This is a genomic window from Colwellia sp., from assembly GCF_013214175.1.
Lineage (GTDB): Bacteria > Pseudomonadota > Gammaproteobacteria > Enterobacterales > Alteromonadaceae > Colwellia.
The window spans coordinates 525,771-545,705 of sequence record NZ_JABSPA010000003.1 but is presented as its reverse complement, the minus strand read 5'-3'; the positions used below and the strand labels follow the sequence as shown (position 1 = coordinate 545,705).

Sequence of the window (19,935 nt, the reverse complement as noted above, 5' to 3'; positions counted from 1 at the left end):
AGCAAGGTACTTGGATGAGATATAGCTCGTCTATTTCGATTGAAAGTAACGCAGCTATTTTTGCGTTTAGGCCAACTAAATTAGACTGGCATGCTCATTATCTCTTTATACGCATCAACAAACTTATTACGTATTTGTATGGTGGCATCCAAGGCAATACCTGATTTAGATGAAGCAATCATCACCTCAGCCAGGGTGACGTTAGAGTCGCCCATCTCAAAAGATCTTTTCAGGTCACCTGATTCTTTTTGCAATTCATTAACGCTTTGTAAGGCATCTGTTAGCATGCTACCAAAGCTACTGCTTGAGTCATTGATTTTACCAACACTGTTACCATCAATACCATTGACACCCATGGCATCAGCTGAAGGTAATTTGTTACCCATGGCTTGTAGCGACATATTTTGCATTTGGCTATATAGAGAGTTGCTTTTGATATCCATAGTGCGCTCACTTTTGTCAATATTTTTACGTTAAACAAGATATATCAATGGGATTGCAAGCATAGTGCCAAAAGCGTTATTTATACCAATTTCATTAAATTATTGCTCACTTGTGCTGGTTTAAATACTCCATGTCAGCGTTGCTCTCAATCCCAATAGCCAGCTATTACTCAATCGAGCGCCTTGCCCTGAAGTATTTTTCCTATGCACAACAAGATCACAAACTTAATGAAACTGGTATTAGTTTTACCAAGGGGGGGGATAACTAATAGAAAAAACCATTTTACTAGTAAATAGCAATAATGGCTTTTGATTTTGTTTGGGGTATTTGTCTGCTTAGTTGTCACTATCCGTTAGTGATAACTACGCACAGAAAAGTGAAAAAACTATGCGGGGATTTCTATACCTGAGTCGCGCATTTTTGCAATTTTATAACGTAAGGTACGTGGGCTAATACCTAAGCGCTCGGCAACCGCTTTACGACTACCATGGCAAGCTTGTAAGGTATCAAGAATGATTTGATGCTCTTGCAATTTCAATTCACTGCCTAGCTTATCTTCCTTGTGAGTGACTTGCTCTGACTCAATCACTAATGCGGTATCAAAGTTTTCAATCATTAAGTCGCTCGCATCAATCAGCTGGTCCGTATGTAAGATAAGTGCTCTTTGGATAACATTATCTAATTCACGAACATTACCAGGCCAATGGTAAGCGTTAAGTTTACTACGGGCAGCACTCGAAAACTCGGGGATACACTCGCCATTTTTTTGACAATGACGGGAAACTAAGTGCTCAGCTAAGACAAATATATCATCAACTCGCTGCGCTAAAGATAACCACGTAAGTGGGAAAACGTTAAGGCGATAATATAGATCTTCTCGAAAGCTGCCATCACTTACCGCAGCTTTTAAGTCTCTATTACTGGTTGCTATAACACGGACATCGAGGCTAATGATTTTTCTGCTGCCTAAACGCTCGACTTCACGTTCTTGCAATACTCGTAAAATTTTGGCTTGTAAGCCTAAGTCCATTTCGGTGATTTCATCAAGCAAAATAGTGCCGCCCTGAGCTTGTTCAAACTTTCCTGGACAGGCTTGGATAGCGCCGGTAAAAGCGCCTTTTTCATAACCAAATAAGGTAGCTTCCAGCATGTTTTCAGGAATAGCCGCACAGTTGATAGCAATAAAAGCTTGCTCACTTCGTTTAGAGTGGTTATGTACATATTGCGCTAATACTTCTTTACCTGAGCCACTGGGTCCAAGGATCATCACAGAAGCATCTGTACTGGCGACTTTCTTAGCTAAAATGAGTAGTTCTAATGAGCGTTTATCGGCAACGATAGGCTCATTTTTATTAACCTTTTTCGGCGGAATATATTGGCTAACCATATTGAGTAATACTTGCGGTGCAAAGGGCTTAGCAATATAGTTACAAGCACCATCTCGCATAGCTTGTACCGCATCATCAATGGTGCCATATGCTGTCATCAATAATACAGGTAAGTTTACCTGTTGGTTTTTAATGCTTCTAAGTAACGATAAACCCGACATGCCACCCATTTGCACATCACTGACAACAATATCAACGTGCTGGTTTTTCAACTGTAATAATGCCGCTTCACCGGAGTCAGCCTCTATACAGCGATAACCCGCTAATGACAAGGTATCAACTAAGGCTTCACGTAAACCGGCATCATCTTCAACCACAAGAATTTTATGTTCAGTCATTAGCACTCTCCCACTGGACTATCGTTCATCACGCTACCCTGTTCGAGTAGCGGTAATTTAATAACAAAATGTGCACCTGTATCGACCTGGTTAAGTAAATTCACCTCACCTTGATGAGCGTTTATCACTGATTTGACCACAGCTAAACCAAGACCTGTGCCTTTACTGCTTGACGTATAAAAAGGCTGAAAAATTTTATCGCTAAATTTAGCGTCAATACCAGGACCATTGTCCTTAACACTTAAATAGAGATGGTTACTTTGGCTATATACTTGAATATTTATCAAGGGAGCAATGATTTTAGCGCCACTGCTCGCTGGTAATGCACTCATGGCATTTAAGGCGTTATGCAATAAATTTTGAATAGCGCCTGTTAAGGCATTTTTATTACCTAAAATATAAAGCTCGTTTTCAGAGACCTGTACTTTGACTGCTGCGCCCGCTTTGCTTATTAGCGCGTCCATAGAAGCAACCGCACCATCAATTAAGGCATTAACGGCGATAGGCGCAACAACTTGCTCCTTACCACTTTTAGAAAAAAGCAGCATATCATTCACTTGCTGTTCTAAATCATGTAAACGGGCGTTTAATTTCTCTTGAAAGTTAACCCTTGCTGTTTCTGGTAATTTATTGCTCGTTAAGTTTTCACCATATAAAATTGCAGCAGATAAAGGTGTACGAATTTGATGAGCTAGGGTGGAAACCATTTTCCCTAATGAGGAAAGGCGCTGCATTTGCGCTATTTTATCTTGTAATAAACGGGTTTCTGTGAGGTCGGTGATCATGATTAACTGTCCAGGCTGAGCACCTAAACTGGTGATTTCTAATTTAACCCGGCGACCATCTTTCAGGGAAATTTCATGCCAATCACCTTCACGAGGATTAAATGAACGGGCTATAACATTAAACCAAGGCTGACCTAGTATTGGCTCATCAAGTAAGTCTCTAGCCACCTGATTTATTTTTACCACAATACCATTACCATCAAGCATAACTAGGCCTGTTGGCATTAATTCTATCAGCTGATCGGCTAGTAAAATATCACTAGGACCCTGCTTTTCTGTGCTTAAGTTTGGTGTATGGTTAGTGTTAACCAGAGTACGTGGGGAGAAGCTATGCTTTTTACTTTGTATTACTTGTGCTCGCAAAGCAGCTAATTCACCGGGGAACTTTTCTTGCTCCAGCAAAGACGGTTTACTCGCCTCAACATCATTAACAGAGTTAAACGCAGCAATGGCGCCTGACTCTATCATAGGGGGGGTTACTGAAGGTATTGCTTGTGCCATAACTTGTGCCATACATAAGTACTCAGAAAAACTATCTAATACTTATAAAGCATTTACTATGCCATCATTTTAACCTTATATTTCAAATAGATAACTGTCATATCAGTGAACGCGACTAAGAAATACTGTCAATCTATTGACCTTATACTAAATACTAAGCCAAATTATTCACTTGGTTTTTGTAAATCATATTTACGCATTTTTTCAACCAGGGTAGTTCTGCGCATGCCAAGGGTTTCAGCCGCTCGGGCAACGACAAAGTCATGTTTAAGTAATGACTGTTTGATTAAAGATACCTCTAAATCCGCCAGGTGCTCTTTTAAGTTTAAACCGTCGGTCGGTAACAAGGCGGCATCCATAGAGTTTTTCTGCTCATTTACCGATTGCGCCTCTAGTTGCGACTCATCACAATCTTCATAATCAAAACCAGAAAAAAGCTCATTGATGACATCTTGCTCCTGTAATTCTTCTGGATATTCGGGGTTATAAACTTGTGCATCAATATGCTGGTATTTATAGGGTAGCTCTGCGACATCGACAATTTGCTCACCGTACATAATTAACATACGTTCAATTAAATTGGATAATTCACGTACGTTACCAGCCCATGGATGTTCCATTAGTGACTCGATGGCTTTCTCGGTAAAACGCAGTGTTTTCCCTTGTTCGTGTTCAAAACGTGTCAGTAGCTCTTTTAATAGCAACGGGATATCTTCTTTGCGCTCACGCAATGCCGGTGTTTCTATAGGGAAGACATTCAAACGGTAAAACAAGTCTTCTCTAAAACTGCCGGCTTTGATCATTTCTTCAAGATCTTGATGAGTAGCCGCAATAATACGGACATTGGCTTTGATGCTTTTACTACCGCCGACACGTTCAAAAGTACGCTCTTGTAATACCCTGAGCAATTTTACCTGCATAGGTTGTGGCATATCACCAATTTCATCTAAAAAGAGTGTGCCACCTTCAGCTAATTCAAAACGCCCTTTACGGGTAGAAATCGCGCCAGTAAAAGCGCCCTTCTCATGACCAAATAATTCACTTTCTAGTAGCTCTGCGGGAATGGCACCGCAGTTAAGCGGGACAAAAGGCGCTTTTGCGCGTTCAGATAAATTATGGATATTACGCGCAACCACCTCTTTACCTGTGCCAGATTCACCGAGCACTAAAACACTAGCGGGGGTTTTCGCAACTTGTTCAATTAAAAAACGTACCTGAGCCATCATCTCACTGCTACCAATAAGTGAGCGAAACAAGGCACTGCTGCCTAATTTCATCGCCTTGCGCGGTAGTTTATTATGATATTGATGGCAATGATGAATAAGCTCGGTTAGTTGAGCATAGTTAAGTGGGGCAAATAGCGTACCTATAACGTTAACACTAGTCGCTAGCTCATTGGCATCTAAGACATCATGCAAAATAAAAGGCACACTGGGATTGGCTTTAATTAAGCTAGCGCAATCGATACTGACATTGCCGGTTAATATTACCGTAAGAATATGACTAGTGTCTGACAGCATATTACCTGCTTGCTCTTGTGAGCAATGGATATAGTGCTCACCGACAAAGGCGAGTATGGTAGTAAGCTGCTGACTTCTTCCTGCGTCATTATCTACCACTAAAATTTGTTTGTGGCCAATTAATGTTGCTGTTTCATTCATAACTGATTCTTCACTGCTAATGCTAACGTATTATTTTTAATGTCGTTTTATAGCGACAGTGGCAATTTTAGCCGTAAATTAAATTTAAGCAACAAAAAGTTGACGCTTAGTAGTCATTTATTTGTCGTCAAGGATAAGTGGAAACATAAAAAACTGTGCAAAATTTACTCAAGGAATAATTCCGACTGCCGATAAACAACTATTGCCTCACTATGAAGATGATATTTGCGTGATTAGTATCAATACCAATACAACAAGCATGTTTTTACAGCGTCAGCTCACAGATAATTCTAATAAATTATCAGTGTCTTTCGCTCGCTTGTCATCTGGTATGCGCATTAATTCAGCTGCAGATGATGCCGCAGGTTTACAAATTTCAAATAAGCTAACCTCGCAAGTTAATGGTTTAGCGGTTGCACAGCGTAATGCCAATGATGGTGTATCTTTGGCACAAACTACGGAAGGTGCATTGGAAGAAGTGACTAATATTCTTTTTAGATTACGCGACCTTTCACTACAAGCCAGTAATGGCGTATTATCACCCGATGATAAGGCAGCATTAAATAAAGAAAGCGAGCAGTTAAAGCAAGAGCTTGACCGTATTAATAAAACCACCACCTTTGGTGGTAATACTGTTTTTGACCAAATCGATAGAGTTGGCCTAGGTGGCGCTAATGAGGCGGAAAGAAATATTCTGGGTATATTACAAAGTGGTGTCTTAGCAGAATCTGAAAATATCATACAGAGTGTCTTAGGCCTATCGGGAGATGGCGCAAAATTTAAAATCGACCTCGAAAATGTCGATGGCGTCGGTGGCAAGCTTGCATCGGTTTCATTCCTAGGTGGCGCTACTGGCACTGAATTAGTCATGACCATAGATTTAGATGATTTTTCAACACTCGATGCCAATAAAGTAAAACAATTAAAATCCACCTTATTGCATGAAATGACTCATGCGGTAATGGCTAATCAAATGGATCTAACCTCAGTACCTATTTGGTTTACAGAAGGCACTGCTGAAGCTGTTAGTGGTGCTGATGATAGAGTAGCGGCCGACATAGGCAGTTTTGGTTTAACCAATTTAAGAAATCAAACAGACTCAATCTTTGCCGCAATACCTGGCACGGCGCCAATAACGGGGATTCAAATCGCAGGCGTTTATTCTGGCGGTTATATCGCTATGCGTTTTTTAGAAGATCGAATAGGTGAAGCCGGTATTAAAACTGTTATGGCCAGCTTAGCCGCGGGCAATACCTTTGATGGCGCGCTTGCTGCACAAGGTACCTTTGCTGACAATGCCACTTTACGAACGGCCTTAATGACAGGCACTAACTTTGAAGACTTTGTTACCGCCAATATTAATACAGCAAATGCCGATAATGGCGCCTTTGGCGGTTTAGATGCTGCTGGCGGTCCAAGTAGAGAAGAAACCATTGTTGGTGCCAGTAGCGCTAAAACCACAGCAAATTTTGATAGTTACTTTGTCAATGGCGATGATGATACCGACCCAACTGACTTTGCTTCTGGCACTAACTGGGATCCAACGAGCTTTAATGAAGTCGCCCTAGAAGACTACAGTACATCAGTAACGATTAGCGGCAAAACAACGTCTTTTCAAATAGGTGCTGATGCCGAGCAAACTTTATCGGTGAAAGTTGCAGGGTTTTCTAGTGATAACCTTGGTTTAGACGCTGTCGACTTAGTTACAGATTCACAATATTCAACCACATTAATAGATAGCGCCCTCCAGTTTGTTGATAACCAACGCACTCACTTAGGTGCTTTTATCAATAGACTTGAACACACCATGAGTAACCTAAATAATATCCAAGTAAATGTTATGGCAAGTCGCTCTAGAATTCAAGATACTGACTTTGCCTATGAAACTGCACAGTTAACATCACAACAAATTAAACAACAAGCGACCACTGCCATGATGAGCCACGCTAATGCTATGCCGGAATTAATGTTAAAACTATTAACTTAAAATAATTAACTTCAAATAATTAAATTAAAACAAGCAAGATGCCTGAAATACTGCTGTTATAAATCCCCGCTAACCGCCCTTTTAATTACACTTTAAATTGTCCTGCTGTAAATGTTAATCTAGGCGTCAAAAAAAAATGGCACAATTTATGAATGGCTGATTATAGACCTATAAAATAATTGGAAAATATAATGCTAATATTAAACGGCAGTGCTGAATATATGTTAACAAGTGGCGAGCAAGTTAAAGGTAATAGACACGGCTTTAATATGTTTGTAAAACATGATGAATTAACCACTCAATTGCAAGATATTGAAAAATATCTAATTGCTAGAGGCTGGGATAATATTGAAATTACCGAAAATGGCCTTATTGAAAATATTGAAGGCATAAATCATGCAGTGTTAATTGAAGCATTTAAAAAAGCACAAAATGAAGGACTATCTGTTGTTGTTAACAATACTGCCATGAATAGCGCAGTGGCGATGAGTTAATTTGTTAATATGTACTAAGACAATACTAATATAATAAGAATACGATCACCGTCATCGACGGGCAAAGCAGCGCTTGCTTAAAGTGACAAAAGTATGCTTTTAATATATAACACATAATAGGTGTTATTATTTTTTGGAGTAAATAATGGCTCATTTATCATTAAAAAAATATCAACAAACAACGGTAAGCAATGCCGGTGAGGCTTCCCCATATCGCCTTGTGGCAATGCTATTTCAAAAATTACTGGATAACATAGCAACGGCTAAAGGCGCTATCAGCCAAAAGGACTTCGCGAAAAAAGGCGAGCAGATATCAAATGCTATTGCCATTGTAGGGGTGTTAGAAGGCTCTTTAGACCATGAAAAAGGCGGTGAGATCTCAGGTAATTTATCGGCATTATATAATTTTTGTTCTGAAAAATTATTTGAAGCGAATACCAACAATGACATTGAATTACTCAATGAAGTTGCCCAGATCATTATTCCGATAAAGTCAGGTTGGGATGCAATTCCACCCGCAGAGCAAGGTAAAGTGAGTTTTTAGTGACTAATAACGTAAAAGCTATCCTTGAGTCGATCAACAAACTATCGCAACTATTAATGGCGCAACTTGATGTTCGAATAGAGAATACTGAGCGTGATAACAGTCAGCAAACCTTAACTGTCGCTTCATCAACTAACGACACTGAGCAATATAGTGACCAGCAGCTGGCAAAATTAGTAACTGAGCGTCATGCTCTCATTAGCCAGTTATTTAACACGTATACACAAGAGCAATTAAGTGTAGAACTACCGCTTATCAATGAGCTGGTATCACTTGATAATCAATTAACGTCAAAATCACAGCACAATAAACAAACCCTTGCAGCGAAAATTTTAAAGTTAAAGAAAAGTAAGAAAGTCTCTAAGCTCTATCAGAAGTATTAAATTAATCTATACTTAGGTTAAGATTTAGACAGCGAAGATAGTGTTGAGGTGCTTATGTCTATTATTAACCCGCTGACTGCAAGTAGTGATATAGCACGAGCTCTGTCTCAAACAAGTACATCCCCTCCTAAAGAATCACCTTTAAAGCCTGATCTAGGTAGTTTCGCTACTGATGTAGTAAAGATTTCTAGACTAGGCTTAGAGAAACAACAAAAAGAAGTACACATTGAGGCATCAAGGAAAATTGAAGATATTGCCAATGAGGTTATCAGAATAAGCTCTACTATTGGCAGAGCTCGCTCTATAGGTAATTTAACCCCACACCAAGCCAGTGAGTTATACAGTAAGATTGCCAATTTGCTTTAATGCAAAACTCGATGTTCTAGTGGCTTGCAAATAAAAACAAATAAAACCAAATGAAACCAAATGAAACCAACTAAAGCTTAGTTAAAATTATTTACTCTTTCTCACCACACCCGGCATATTATCAAGCTGTGCCATTAAATACGAACTCGTGTTGTTCATTTGAGCGACCATCAAATCCATGGCATTGTATTGCGCGAAGAGTCTTGCTTCTAGCGAGTCCATTTTCATTTGAAAGGCTTCCAGATCACTACTTAGTTTGTCAATCTGGGTGTTTTTTCCATCAATACGTTGCTGAATGACACCGTCTTTATCAGTATAAAAGCCAATAAAGGTATTCATATCATTAACAAAGCCGTTGTCACCGTCAGCACCTAAGAGAAATGTTTGCACGGCATCTGGGTCTTGCTCTATCAAATCATCTAGAGTCTCTTGCTCAAAACTTAATTTACCATCACGTTCGGTTCGAACGCCAAGCTGAGACAAGGTTAAGGTATTACCATTACCCGAATCAAATGCTTTATTAAACTGGCTGCGAATTTTACTCATTACGCTACGCAGCATGGAATCGCCGGCTAATACACCAACACCATCTTCACCCACTTGACCCAGTTGATTACTTATATCAACCAAAGCATTGAAACTTTCAATAAAAGTATTAATGCCACTAGCCACGTTTTTATTATCTTCAGTTATTGATATTTTACTAATATCATCATCAACACCATGAACTTTCTTAGCCGTTATATCAATGCCGTCAATAACACCTTTAAACTCGTTAGTGCTACTGGTTGCTGTAATAATACCATCAATAGTAATTTTGGCATCTGTCGCAGTGCCAGTCTCAGCCATGTTTTCAACATTAGCACTGGCGATCATATTAGTAGAAGTAAATTGAGAAATGCCTAAGCCGTCTACGTTATTTGTATCGTCATCTGCAGCTGTAACCGTAATTGCGTGTGCTGCACCTGGTTCTTTACTACTAAAGACCAAATAGTCACTGGTACCGTCATTAACAATACTTGCAATTACCGAGTCGTTATCACTGTTACTGTTAATTGTCTCCATAATGTCAGACAAAGTATCAGAGGCAGCAATAGTCACAGTAAAATCGTTGTCATCAGAATTAAATGTTAGTGTTCCTGAGCCCACGGTATCAGATGAAGAAAAACCATTAGTAGATGTGAGTTTATTCGTAGCATCAAACGCTAACCGAGATAAACCAAGGTTGTCGGTATCATTGCCATCACTAACATCTGCTACTGTCACTTTAATGGCATTGGCAACACCGGTTTCTTTACTATTAAGCACCAAATGTTGCCCTGTGGCATCGGTGATTATGGTCGCTGAAACTGATTTGTTATCAGCACTATCATTAATAGCATCACGAATTTCACTTAAGGTTGCCGTGGCTGAAACACTGATATTAAAGTTATTACTGCCAGACTCTATAGTTAAGGTACCTTCACCGACAGCTTCAGTATCGGCTATGGCACCAGACATCAACTTATGGGCACTGGCTAACGCCTCAACTTCAATTGAATATTTACCAATTTCCGCGTCTTTATCTGAGCTGAGACCAATAAAATCATCACGACCGCTAGCGGTGCGTTGTTGGTATTGATCAACGTCACCTAGGCCTTCAAAAGAAGCGGTAACGGCTTCAAGGGCAGATTTTAATGCGCCAACCGCTGAAATATCGGTGGTGAATGCGCCTTGCTGGCGTACTACGCGAGACTCATAAGGAACCTTTTCAGCATTAACAATAGCTTCCACAATATCGCTTACTTGTAAGCCAGAGCCAATACCTGTAAATGAAATATTTGCCATAAGAGTCTCCTTAACCTATATCCTGCTAATATAAATAATATACCTAGCTAAACTGCATTAAATTTAATTTTACTTTGTTAAGCTTAGCTAAACTCAGCTAAACTTTAGCATCAATAAACCCGCCAACCATGTCGGACAGTTTAGACACTAATGTTAGTACTTCTTCAGATGGAAACTGCTTTAACAAGTCACCTGATTCTCTATCGAAAACTTTAATGACATCACGGCCAGAGTCTTTATCAACAGAAAACTCTAAACTACGATTTAAGTCCCCAACAAAGTCCTGCAATTGTTGCGCCACCTTCTCTAACTGTTCGGCGGTTAATGGTTGAGTAACCTCCTTCTTTTCAGTAACTTTTTGCTCAGCATTAACTTTATCTTGCTGCTTATCTATAACTACTTGCTGTTCACCCTTAGTTATAGCACTGCTATTTGCACTAACATCACCAGCACGTTTAAATTCAGACGCTAAGCTAGTTAACCCTAGGTCAGTACCATTTTGGACTACACTCATGGCATGCTCCTTGTTTAAATTACACCACGTACTTTTACAATGAATCTGTTACGCTATTAATCAGTATAAATTGTCGTGGTCAGTTTATCAAAACACAAAAAGGAAGGAGTTTGAGGCCCCTTCCTTTTTTACTTTTTACTTTAGGTCGAACCTGGGCCTAAACCTGAACTGTATTAACCGATTAAGCTTAATGCAGCTTGTGGTAATTGGTTAGATTGAGCCAAGATTGACGTACCTGCTTGTTGCAAGATTTGGTTTTTAGTCATTAGTGCTGTTTCTGAGGCAAAGTCAGTATCTTGAATTCGGCTACGTGATGCTGATACATTTTCAGATACGTTAGCTAAGTTACTAATGGTATGAGAAAAACGGTTTTGTACCGCACCTAAGTCAGCTCGTTGGCTATCAATTTGTGCTAATGCCGCATCAATAGTTTGTATTGCCGATTGCGCACCGGCACTCGATGTACCTGAAATATCCATTGATTCAATACTAGTTAGTGCACCTGAACCACCTGTAGCAGCCATAGTACCACCTAATAGTTCATTAACAGTTGTACCTGAAATACCAATTTTGTCCGGTGAATTTAAATGAAGTTCTGATATTTTAGAAGCATCTGCAGCTGCAGCTGCCACACCATCAAACGTTACACCACCTGTTGGTGTACCTGCTGCAACAGTTTCAATACCTGCTACGCCTTCAGCTTTAAGAGTGATAGAGCTAGCCCCTGAATCAAACACAGCATCATAACCATCGGCTACTAGATCTTCCGTTAGCCTCTCCATATCACCACCGTAAGTAGCTAAATCATAAGAGTCGGCACCAATATTAATGGTCGCATTATCAGCACTAGTTATACCGGCAATAACCACCTCTAATTTAGCAGTCGCTGTAACGCCAGACGCTACTGCGTTGATACTAGCAGCGATACCATCAGCACCATCATTTGCACCTACAGTAACTGATTTACCATTAACACTAATAGTATCAGCGGTAACCACTTCGTTAGCTACAATTAGACCTGCGGCTGCCGTCGCACCAAAGACTGTACCGGCACCTTCAACATCATAAGAGCCAATTGCATCAGCAGACATATTACCTAAAGTAACATTGATAGTTTCATTGGCATTGGCACCGACTTGAAACTGTTTAGTACCAAAGGTACCGTCAAGTAAGCTAGTTGCACCAAACTTGGTAGTTTCAGCGATACGTGTTAGCTCTTGTTGTAAAGCACCAACTTCTTTTTGTAGCGCTTTACGGTCATCGGCAGAGTTAGAACCGTTAGCAGATTGTAGTGCTAAATCACGCATACGTTGTAAGATATTTGAAGATTCCTGCATCGCGCCTTCAGCCGTTTGCGCCATTGAAATACCGTCATTGGCATTTCGTTGCGCTACACCTAAACCATTTACTTGAGAAGTTAAACGGTTAGCGATTTGCATACCTGCAGCATCATCTTTAGCACTGTTAATACGCATACCCGATGATAAACGTTGCATTGAAGTTTGTAAGCCTTCACTTGACTTACTTAAGTTACGTTGCGCATTAAGTGACGCGGTATTCGTGATTACTGATAAAGCCATGGTAAACTCCTGATTACAAAATGTAATTGTTTAGTTAGTTGTATTAACCAGGAGCCGTTAATCAACCGATAAGGTTATCAACATATCAATCAAAGCAGCTCCGTTCTAAACACCTTAACGGCAGCGGAGAAATTAACTTTAATCTTTTTAATAAAAAGATTAAAGAATATACACTGCCATATTACCCGGTGCACTTTGCTAAGCTAAGAACATAAAATACAAATACTAACTTATCAGTAACTTAAATATAAAAACCTAGCTAAACATAAGTTGAAAACTTAATATTGAGGACATAAAAAAAGCTAAACATTAACTGCTTAGCCTTGTATTTCAGTACTTTGTTTACCTTTCTTAGCCACCGAGTAAACTAATTGCCGCTTGCGGAATTTGGTTTGCTTGCGCCAAAATACTGGTACCCGCTTGTTGAAGAATTTGATTTTTAGTCATTTCTGCGGTTTCTTTGGCAAAGTCAGTATCTTGAATACGACTCCGTGATGAAGAAACATTCTCTTGCACGTTTGCCAAGTTACTGATGGTATGAGTAAAACGGTTTTGCACCGCACCTAAACCAGCCCTTGCTGAGTCTATTTGTGCTAAAGCCGCATCAATTACCTCTACCGCTGATTGAGAATTTTCCGCGGTGACTCCTGAAATATCTATAGCCTCAACCGAGTTCAACGCACTTGCCCCGCCGCTAGCTGCAACATTACCACCAGCAAAGCCTTGCCCGAGTATTTCATTTACTGTGGTGCCTGAAATACCAATTTTTGCCGATGAGGATAGCTGTAACTCTGCTGAGTGAGAAAGTGCACCTGCTCCTGAAGTCAATAAACCACCTGGAGGCCCCATCTGAATAGTACCACCAGCAGCAGCTGTTACTTCAAAACCATCTATATCTGTCGCGACAACGTCTATACCGCCAGCACCAGCATTAAGGTCTTTATCAAATACAGCATTGTAGCCTGCTGCTTGTAAGTCTTCAGCAAGACGCTCCATATCACCACCGTAAGAGGCTAAGACAAAGGTATCTTCTACTGCACCTTCTTTATAGATATTAAAGGTACCTGCATCTGAGGCTGACAAACCTTGGATGCGGGTAGAAAGCACAGCCTCGGCATTTACTCCGGTAGAGGCATCGGTAATGTTTTTTGCGATAGTGGAGGCGCCATCACCAGCAAGAAAAGACACATTAGTACCATTGATATTCCAGGTGTCTGCGGTAGTACCCATATTGGCTGATAGCAGTGATGCTTCAACATCACCAATGCTATTCGCACCTGCCGCAGTGCCAGCACCCTGAATTTGATGAGCACCGATAGCATTTGCCGCCATATTACCTAAGGTGACGTTAATTGTTTCATTGGCGTTAGCGCCTACTTGGAACTGTTTAGTGCCGAAGCTACCATCAAGCAAGCTAGTTGCACCAAACTTTGTAGTTTCAGAAATACGGGTTAGCTCTTGCTGTAAAGCCCCTACTTCTTTTTGTAGTGCTTCTCGGTCATCGGCAGAGTTAGAGCCGTTAGCTGATTGTAGGGCTAAATCACGCATACGTTGTAAAATATTTGACGATTCTTGCATGGCGCCTTCTGCCGTTTGCGCCATAGATATACCGTCATTAGCATTACGTTGCGCTACCGCCAAGCCGTTTATTTGAGAAGTTAAGCGGTTAGCTATTTGCATACCAGCAGCATCATCTTTTGCGCTATTAATCCGCAAGCCCGATGATAAACGCTGCATTGATGTTGCCAGACCTTCGCCAGATCTAGATAGGTTTCTCTGGGCATTAAGTGATGCAGTGTTAGTAATTACTGATAAAGCCATAATAATCTCCTAATTGGTATCTTTAGAAGCTCATTAAAAATGTAAAGCCCCCACTTACTTATTAATACAATCAAGAAGCAAGCCAAGTTTACAAAATCATTACATAACAATAAGTTAAAAAATTAAGTACCTGTAGATAAATTGATATTGAGCTGGTTATTTTTCAGTCAAATAATTGACAAGTAACAAAAAATCTAACCTTATATTTAGGATTAGCTTTTACCACTTAACTCATTTTCGTAGTGAGGCTAGTAAGCGATAAAACAAAAAAAGGAAACCCAAATGGGTTTCCTTTAATAAGTGCACATGGGCTAACGAGCGCTTAGCATTTACTTGCAATCAATAACGAGTAAGCAATAACCAGCAAGAATACTAATAACTAAGCAAATTAATTAACCTAATAAGCTAATTGCCGCTTGAGGTATTTGATTTGCTTGTGACAAGATTGACGTACCTGCTTGCTGTAATATTTGGTTCTTGGTCATCATTGCAGTTTCTGAAGCAAAATCAGTATCTTGAATTCGGCTACGTGATGCCGATACATTTTCTGACACATTCGCTAAGTTACTAATAGTATGACTAAAACGATTTTGCACCGCACCAAGGCCTGCTCTAGTTGAATCAATTTGTGCAAGTGCTGCATCAATGACAATTAAGGCATCTTGTGAACCCGCTGAAGTGGTTCCTGAGATATCAATAGACTCAACCGTAGTTAAAGAGCCAGTTCCGCCTGTCGCAGTTATACTTGTTCCCTCTGCTAAGATATCATCAACATCGGTACCCGAAATACCAATTTTATTCGCTGATGAAAGCGTTAAGGTAGAAGAGATACTGATATCATTATTCGTTGCACCACCCGCAATAGCAGCACCACCAGTAGCATTGTTTGTTAAAGTTGCCGTACCTGTAGTACCCGTCATTTGTATACCATCAACACCAACGGCTTTAATCGTTAATGAGCCATTATCGACTACAGCATCATAACCATCTGCTTGCATTTCTTCAGCTAATCTATCTACATCACCACCAAAAGTAGCTAGGTTATAGGTATCAACAACACCACCTGCTTTTTGGAAAGTTAGTACACTATTATCAGCAGAAGTTAAAGCGGCGAAAGTAACATCAAGCTTGGCAATCGCTTTAACACCAGCAGAAGCATCGTTAATAGTATCAGCAACTTCAGCCGCACCCTTAGCGGTTACACCGGCATCAGGAATAGCAGTACCATTAATATTCAAACTAGCAGTGGCAACGGTTGCTATTGCTGTCGCTAACGGTGCAGTTTGCGTAGCTGGAAGACCAAGCACAGCAGATGAATCATTAACTTCATAAGCACCTATAGCATCAGCTGACATATTTCCTAAGGTAACATTGATGGTTTCATTGGCATTAGCACCAACTTGAAATTGTTTGGTACCAAAAGAGCCATCAAGTAAACTGGTCGCACCGAACTTAGTGGTTTCAGCGATACGCGTTAGCTCTTGTTGCAAGGCACCCATTTCTTTTTGTAGTGCAGATCTATCATCAGCAGAGTTCGAGCCATTGGCAGATTGTAATGATAAATCACGCATACGTTGCAAGATATTTGATGACTCTTGCATCGCGCCTTCAGCGGTTTGCGCCATGGAAATACCGTCATTAGCATTTCGTTGGGCGACGCCTAAACCGTTTATTTGTGAAGTTAATCGGTTAGCGATTTGCATACCCGCAGCATCATCTTTGGCACTATTGATACGCATACCTGATGACAAACGTTGCATTGAGGTGGCTAGACCTTCACCAGACTTTGTTAAATTACGTTGTGCGTTTAATGACGCGGTATTTGTTACTACTGATAAGGCCATATTAATAGCTCCTAATGTCTACATTTACTGTTGGTATTAGAAGCTTACAAATTAAAGCTTCTGCTCTTTTAGTGATAAAAAATTGCTGGGTTAACTTTTACACACCACAGCCATTTGTTATTTTCTGTTACTAGTTATGGTGGAAGCATAAATAATGCCACTTTAAAAAATGGTGATGCTTTTCTTTAAAAAAATTAAATGTAATTAAATAAGCTTAAGCCTTGCACCTTACTAAACGTCTGCTGAGAGGCTTGTAAGGCTAATTTTGCTTGTTCAAATTCTGAGATAGCTTTGGCAAAATCTAAATCTTCGATTGTGCTCTTACTGCTCGTAAGCGCTAACTCAGTATCTAGGTGCCTATTTTCTTGACTATCAAGCACTTGTAAACGGATACCTGAATCTACTCGCCTTGACGTTATATGACTCATGGAAGAGTTAAGTTGATTAAGCAGCGCACTGTAATCTACTTGATGTTGCTCTGGACTGGCTGACACAGAGCCTTGTTCCATCCAAGAAATAGCATCATTAATTGCGTCAAAGACAGTTACTTCCTCTTGCTCACTGATAGTAAAGCTCTCACCCGGCAATGGATTGCCGCTTAAGGTTACGTCAATGCCGTCAAAGGTAATTGTTTGCCCAGCGACATAGGTAGCCGTAGTAAAGACATTCGCACCACCGCTATCGAGAACATTTAAATCGGCGGCACCCGGTCCAAAAGTGAAGGTATAATCATGGGGTATGGCACTAGTGTTATACAAACCGCGATCGATTACGTTCGCACTTTCAACGGCAACACCTGAGGTGTTGGCTACAGGAGCAGTGGGATAGTTGGCCGTAAAATCACCTATAGCGTTGGCTACGTTCATAAATGAAGCATCGCCAGTTTGGTTGGTAGGGATTTTTATATTTTTTGCGATTTGTAGTTCTCTAACGCCAGAATCACCACTGTAAAGAACAGAGCCGTCAGATTGTTGACTAAAGGGTTGCTGCTCTGTTTGATAGCCTGAAAAAATATAGTCGCCATTTTCATTTTGGCTGTTGGCGAGATCAAGCAATTGCTCAAGGCTATTTCGGGTCTGATTAGCTAATGTTTGTAAGTCTTCATCAGACATAGCACCATTATTTGCTTGTAGCATGAGCTCCTTAACATTATTTAAGATATTCTCTGCATCGGCAAAAACAACCTCTTGTAAACTGTTATGACTTTCAGCCTGATTGATATTACGTTTATATTTTTCAATGTTAGCCAAGTCATTTTTATATCCCGCTAAGGTACCATAGGATACGGCATCATCTTTGGCCGTTAGTACCCTTTTACCACTGGACAAATAAGCCATTTGCTCATTAACATCAGAGCTCTTTTGACTCATGAGTTGAGCACTTTGTAAGTAAAATTGAGCTGTAGAAACGCGCATATAATCCCCCTTACCTTACGGCCGCTAAAATGGTGTCAAAAAGCGTATTAGCCGTAGAAATAATTTGCGATGCTGCTTGGTATGCCTGTTGAAATTTCATTAGGTTGGCGGCTTCCTCATCAAGGTTTACCCCTGATGTGGCTTGATTACGGTTATAAGCTTGAGTGAACAGTGCCTGAGCCGTATCCGCAGTTAAATCAGCATTACTGGCTTTAGCGCCCACTACAGATGTTGATACCGCTAAACTTTTACTAAAAGTTTCCCTACCGCCATTAGTAACACCTACCTCTTGGGTTTTAGCCATAACAACGGCATTGTTACCGTTACCAGCACCAAAGGCGTCGCCTAGGGTAAATGTTTCACGGGCATTGGTACCTGAGCCGACCAGGTCACCGCTGATTTCAATTTGAAAGTCAGGGGTACCTGCGGGGATATCAATGAGCACACTCGCGCCTGGAGCATAAGTACCCGCGGCAATAGTTGGTGCTGGTGGCGGTGTTGCCGTGTCATAAACACGGTAACTAAAGGTACCTGGTGCACTTTCATAAACATCGACAGTAACGTTATAACCTCTAGCCGAAACAGGGTTAATAACATTGGTGATTTCTACCTTGCCTTCGCTGACATTGTTACTTGATGGTGTTACGGCAATTGCGGTACTAGCAGCAATAGCATTGCCGTTGGTTAAAGTAGTTTGCATTAACGCAGCACTATCTTTAGTTGGAATAATTGTGAAAGTATCTCCAGCGCTGGGTGTGCCCGTCTCAACAAACGAAAAGCCATAATCAGGTGAAGTCGGTGTATGTGTACCTGCCGGCACACCCGAACCAGGTGCGCCAAGGTTTTCGCTGCCACCGGTAGTTAAGTTATACAAACTATAAGTATTACTACCAGCATCATAACGAACTTCAAATGCATCGGTAGGCAGCAGTGATACATCATTAATAAGGATTTGAGCTTGTGTTGTACTTGCTGGATTATTGGTTGAGGGTACTAATACTCTACCTTGTTGTAATTCAGTGGTGTTTATATCGGTGAAAATATTAGCGCCTTGCAAGCCATTCAAATCTAAGCCACTGGCCTGGCTATCGTTTAAGGTAAACGATATAGCCATGGCTAAACGGTCTATTTCAGTGCGAGTTTGTGTAAGGTGTTCATCTCTAAATTCGAAGCTAGCGCCTAATGCTCCACCGAGAGTAGAAGCCTTTATCGCAACACTACTATTATTACTTACTAGACTTAGCTGAGTTTTTTGAGCATCTGGGTCGCCTGCCGTCACCCGCAGGGTCATAGGGGTAATACCCGCAACTAGCGTAGTACCTTGCCCAATCATAACCGTCATAACATTATTAGCATCTTGTATGGTGGTTACTCGGGTAAACTGACTTAATTCCCCAATGAGTTGATCACGTTTATCAAGTAAATCATTAGGCTGCCCGCCTTGCGACGGGTTTTGTGAGTACATAATGGTTTCATTGAGCTTGGCTATCTCTACTGATATTTCGGAAATTCTATTAGCAACTTGTTCGATTTCACCATTAACCGCATTAGTCATATTATCGAAATTATTAGTTAACTCATTAAAGTCATTACTTAAAATATTGGCTTGGTTGATCACTATGCTGCGTAAACCGGTATCGTTAGGATTATCGGCGACGCCATTCAGTGCTTGATAAAATTTATCTAAGGAGCCTACAACAGCATTACCAGAAGTTGACATAACTTGGTCAAGCTGTGTTAGTCGGGCCTGGAGTGAATCAGCATTACCTAAGCTACTTTGAGTTAAAAGCTGCTCTTTATGTGAGAATTGATCATAAAGACGCGTGATATCTTGAATATAGGTGCCTGCGCCAATGTAATTACTACCATTATTAAGGCCCAAGGAAGCATTCTGCTCGGCACGTTGGCGGTTATAGCCTTCGGTATTTACGTTGGCAATGTTATGACCTGTTGTTGCCAGCTGCTGTTGAGCCGCTAGTAAACCACTTACACCGGTTTGGTACAAACTCACTGTCATAATATTGTCTCCGATAACAAAGCATA

Annotated in this window: 16 protein-coding genes; 5 read left to right on the top strand and 11 right to left on the bottom strand. The window is 40.6% G+C overall.

The window, feature by feature from the left end; translation table 11 throughout:
• Positions 1 to 80 precede the first annotated feature (80 nt).
• The 4 genes from fliE to HRT55_RS10765 form a co-directional block, all read right to left on the bottom strand.
• Entirely contained in the window at positions 81 to 443 is a 363-nt protein-coding gene (fliE, locus tag HRT55_RS10780; RefSeq protein ID WP_291621138.1) for a flagellar hook-basal body complex protein FliE, read from the bottom strand.
• Positions 444 to 829: 386 nt separating this feature from the next.
• Positions 830 to 2,170 (bottom strand): sigma-54 dependent transcriptional regulator, encoded by a 1,341-nt coding sequence (locus HRT55_RS10775; protein WP_291621137.1) that lies wholly within the window; start codon positions 2,168 to 2,170, stop codon positions 830 to 832.
• On the bottom strand, positions 2,170 to 3,468 hold the full coding sequence (locus HRT55_RS10770) for a PAS domain-containing sensor histidine kinase (protein WP_291621135.1): 1,299 nt from the start codon (positions 3,466 to 3,468) through the stop codon (positions 2,170 to 2,172). Before HRT55_RS10770 ends, HRT55_RS10775 begins: the two co-directional genes overlap by 1 nt.
• A gap of 152 nt (positions 3,469 to 3,620) precedes the next feature.
• The gene (locus HRT55_RS10765) at positions 3,621 to 5,117 is read right to left on the bottom strand and encodes a sigma-54 dependent transcriptional regulator (protein ID WP_291621133.1); all 1,497 of its coding nucleotides are present in this window, start codon (positions 5,115 to 5,117) and stop codon (positions 3,621 to 3,623) included.
• Positions 5,118 to 5,346: 229 nt separating this feature from the next.
• Between HRT55_RS10765 and HRT55_RS10760 the strand changes: the two genes are divergently transcribed.
• The 5 genes from HRT55_RS10760 (at position 5,347) to HRT55_RS10740 (ending at position 8,891) form a co-directional block, all read left to right on the top strand.
• The gene (locus tag HRT55_RS10760) at positions 5,347 to 7,104 is read left to right on the top strand and encodes a flagellinolysin (RefSeq protein WP_291621131.1); all 1,758 of its coding nucleotides are present in this window, start codon (positions 5,347 to 5,349) and stop codon (positions 7,102 to 7,104) included.
• Between the two features lie 191 nt (positions 7,105 to 7,295).
• Positions 7,296 to 7,598 (top strand): hypothetical protein, encoded by a 303-nt coding sequence (locus HRT55_RS10755; RefSeq protein WP_291621129.1) that lies wholly within the window; start codon positions 7,296 to 7,298, stop codon positions 7,596 to 7,598.
• Positions 7,599 to 7,743: 145 nt separating this feature from the next.
• Positions 7,744 to 8,142: a flagellar export chaperone FliS gene (gene fliS / locus HRT55_RS10750; RefSeq protein WP_291621127.1), complete on the top strand. Its 399-nt coding sequence runs from the start codon at positions 7,744 to 7,746 to the stop codon at positions 8,140 to 8,142.
• Positions 8,142 to 8,525, top strand: a complete 384-nt coding sequence (locus HRT55_RS10745; protein WP_291621124.1) for a hypothetical protein — start codon at positions 8,142 to 8,144, stop codon at positions 8,523 to 8,525. The genes fliS and HRT55_RS10745 overlap by 1 nt, the downstream gene beginning before the upstream one ends.
• Before the next feature lie 54 nt (positions 8,526 to 8,579).
• A complete protein-coding gene (locus tag HRT55_RS10740; RefSeq protein ID WP_291621122.1) occupies positions 8,580 to 8,891 on the top strand; it encodes a hypothetical protein in 312 nt (103 codons plus the stop codon).
• An 87-nt stretch (positions 8,892 to 8,978) separates the two neighbouring features.
• Here HRT55_RS10740 and fliD read toward each other — a convergent pair whose 3' ends face one another.
• From fliD to flgK, 7 genes are all read right to left on the bottom strand, one after another.
• The gene (gene fliD / locus HRT55_RS10735) at positions 8,979 to 10,718 is read right to left on the bottom strand and encodes a flagellar filament capping protein FliD (RefSeq protein ID WP_291621120.1); all 1,740 of its coding nucleotides are present in this window, start codon (positions 10,716 to 10,718) and stop codon (positions 8,979 to 8,981) included.
• A 97-nt stretch (positions 10,719 to 10,815) separates the two neighbouring features.
• Entirely contained in the window at positions 10,816 to 11,232 is a 417-nt protein-coding gene (locus tag HRT55_RS10730; protein ID WP_291621119.1) for a flagellar protein FlaG, read from the bottom strand.
• 173 nt (positions 11,233 to 11,405) lie between these two features.
• Positions 11,406 to 12,812: a flagellin gene (locus HRT55_RS10725; protein ID WP_291621117.1), complete on the bottom strand. Its 1,407-nt coding sequence runs from the start codon at positions 12,810 to 12,812 to the stop codon at positions 11,406 to 11,408.
• A gap of 351 nt (positions 12,813 to 13,163) precedes the next feature.
• Positions 13,164 to 14,633, bottom strand: coding sequence for a flagellin (locus HRT55_RS10720; RefSeq protein WP_291621115.1), 1,470 nt, complete (start codon positions 14,631 to 14,633; stop codon positions 13,164 to 13,166).
• Positions 14,634 to 15,025: 392 nt separating this feature from the next.
• Positions 15,026 to 16,477 carry a flagellin gene (locus HRT55_RS10715; RefSeq protein WP_291621113.1) on the bottom strand — a complete coding sequence of 484 codons (1,452 nt, stop codon included), beginning with the start codon at positions 16,475 to 16,477 and terminating at the stop codon, positions 15,026 to 15,028.
• Positions 16,478 to 16,671: 194 nt separating this feature from the next.
• Positions 16,672 to 17,892 carry a flagellar hook-associated protein FlgL gene (flgL, locus tag HRT55_RS10710; RefSeq protein ID WP_291621111.1) on the bottom strand — a complete coding sequence of 407 codons (1,221 nt, stop codon included), beginning with the start codon at positions 17,890 to 17,892 and terminating at the stop codon, positions 16,672 to 16,674.
• Between the two features lie 10 nt (positions 17,893 to 17,902).
• Positions 17,903 to 19,909 carry a flagellar hook-associated protein FlgK gene (gene flgK, locus HRT55_RS10705; RefSeq protein WP_291621109.1) on the bottom strand — a complete coding sequence of 669 codons (2,007 nt, stop codon included), beginning with the start codon at positions 19,907 to 19,909 and terminating at the stop codon, positions 17,903 to 17,905.
• Between the last annotated feature and the right edge of the window lie 26 nt (positions 19,910 to 19,935).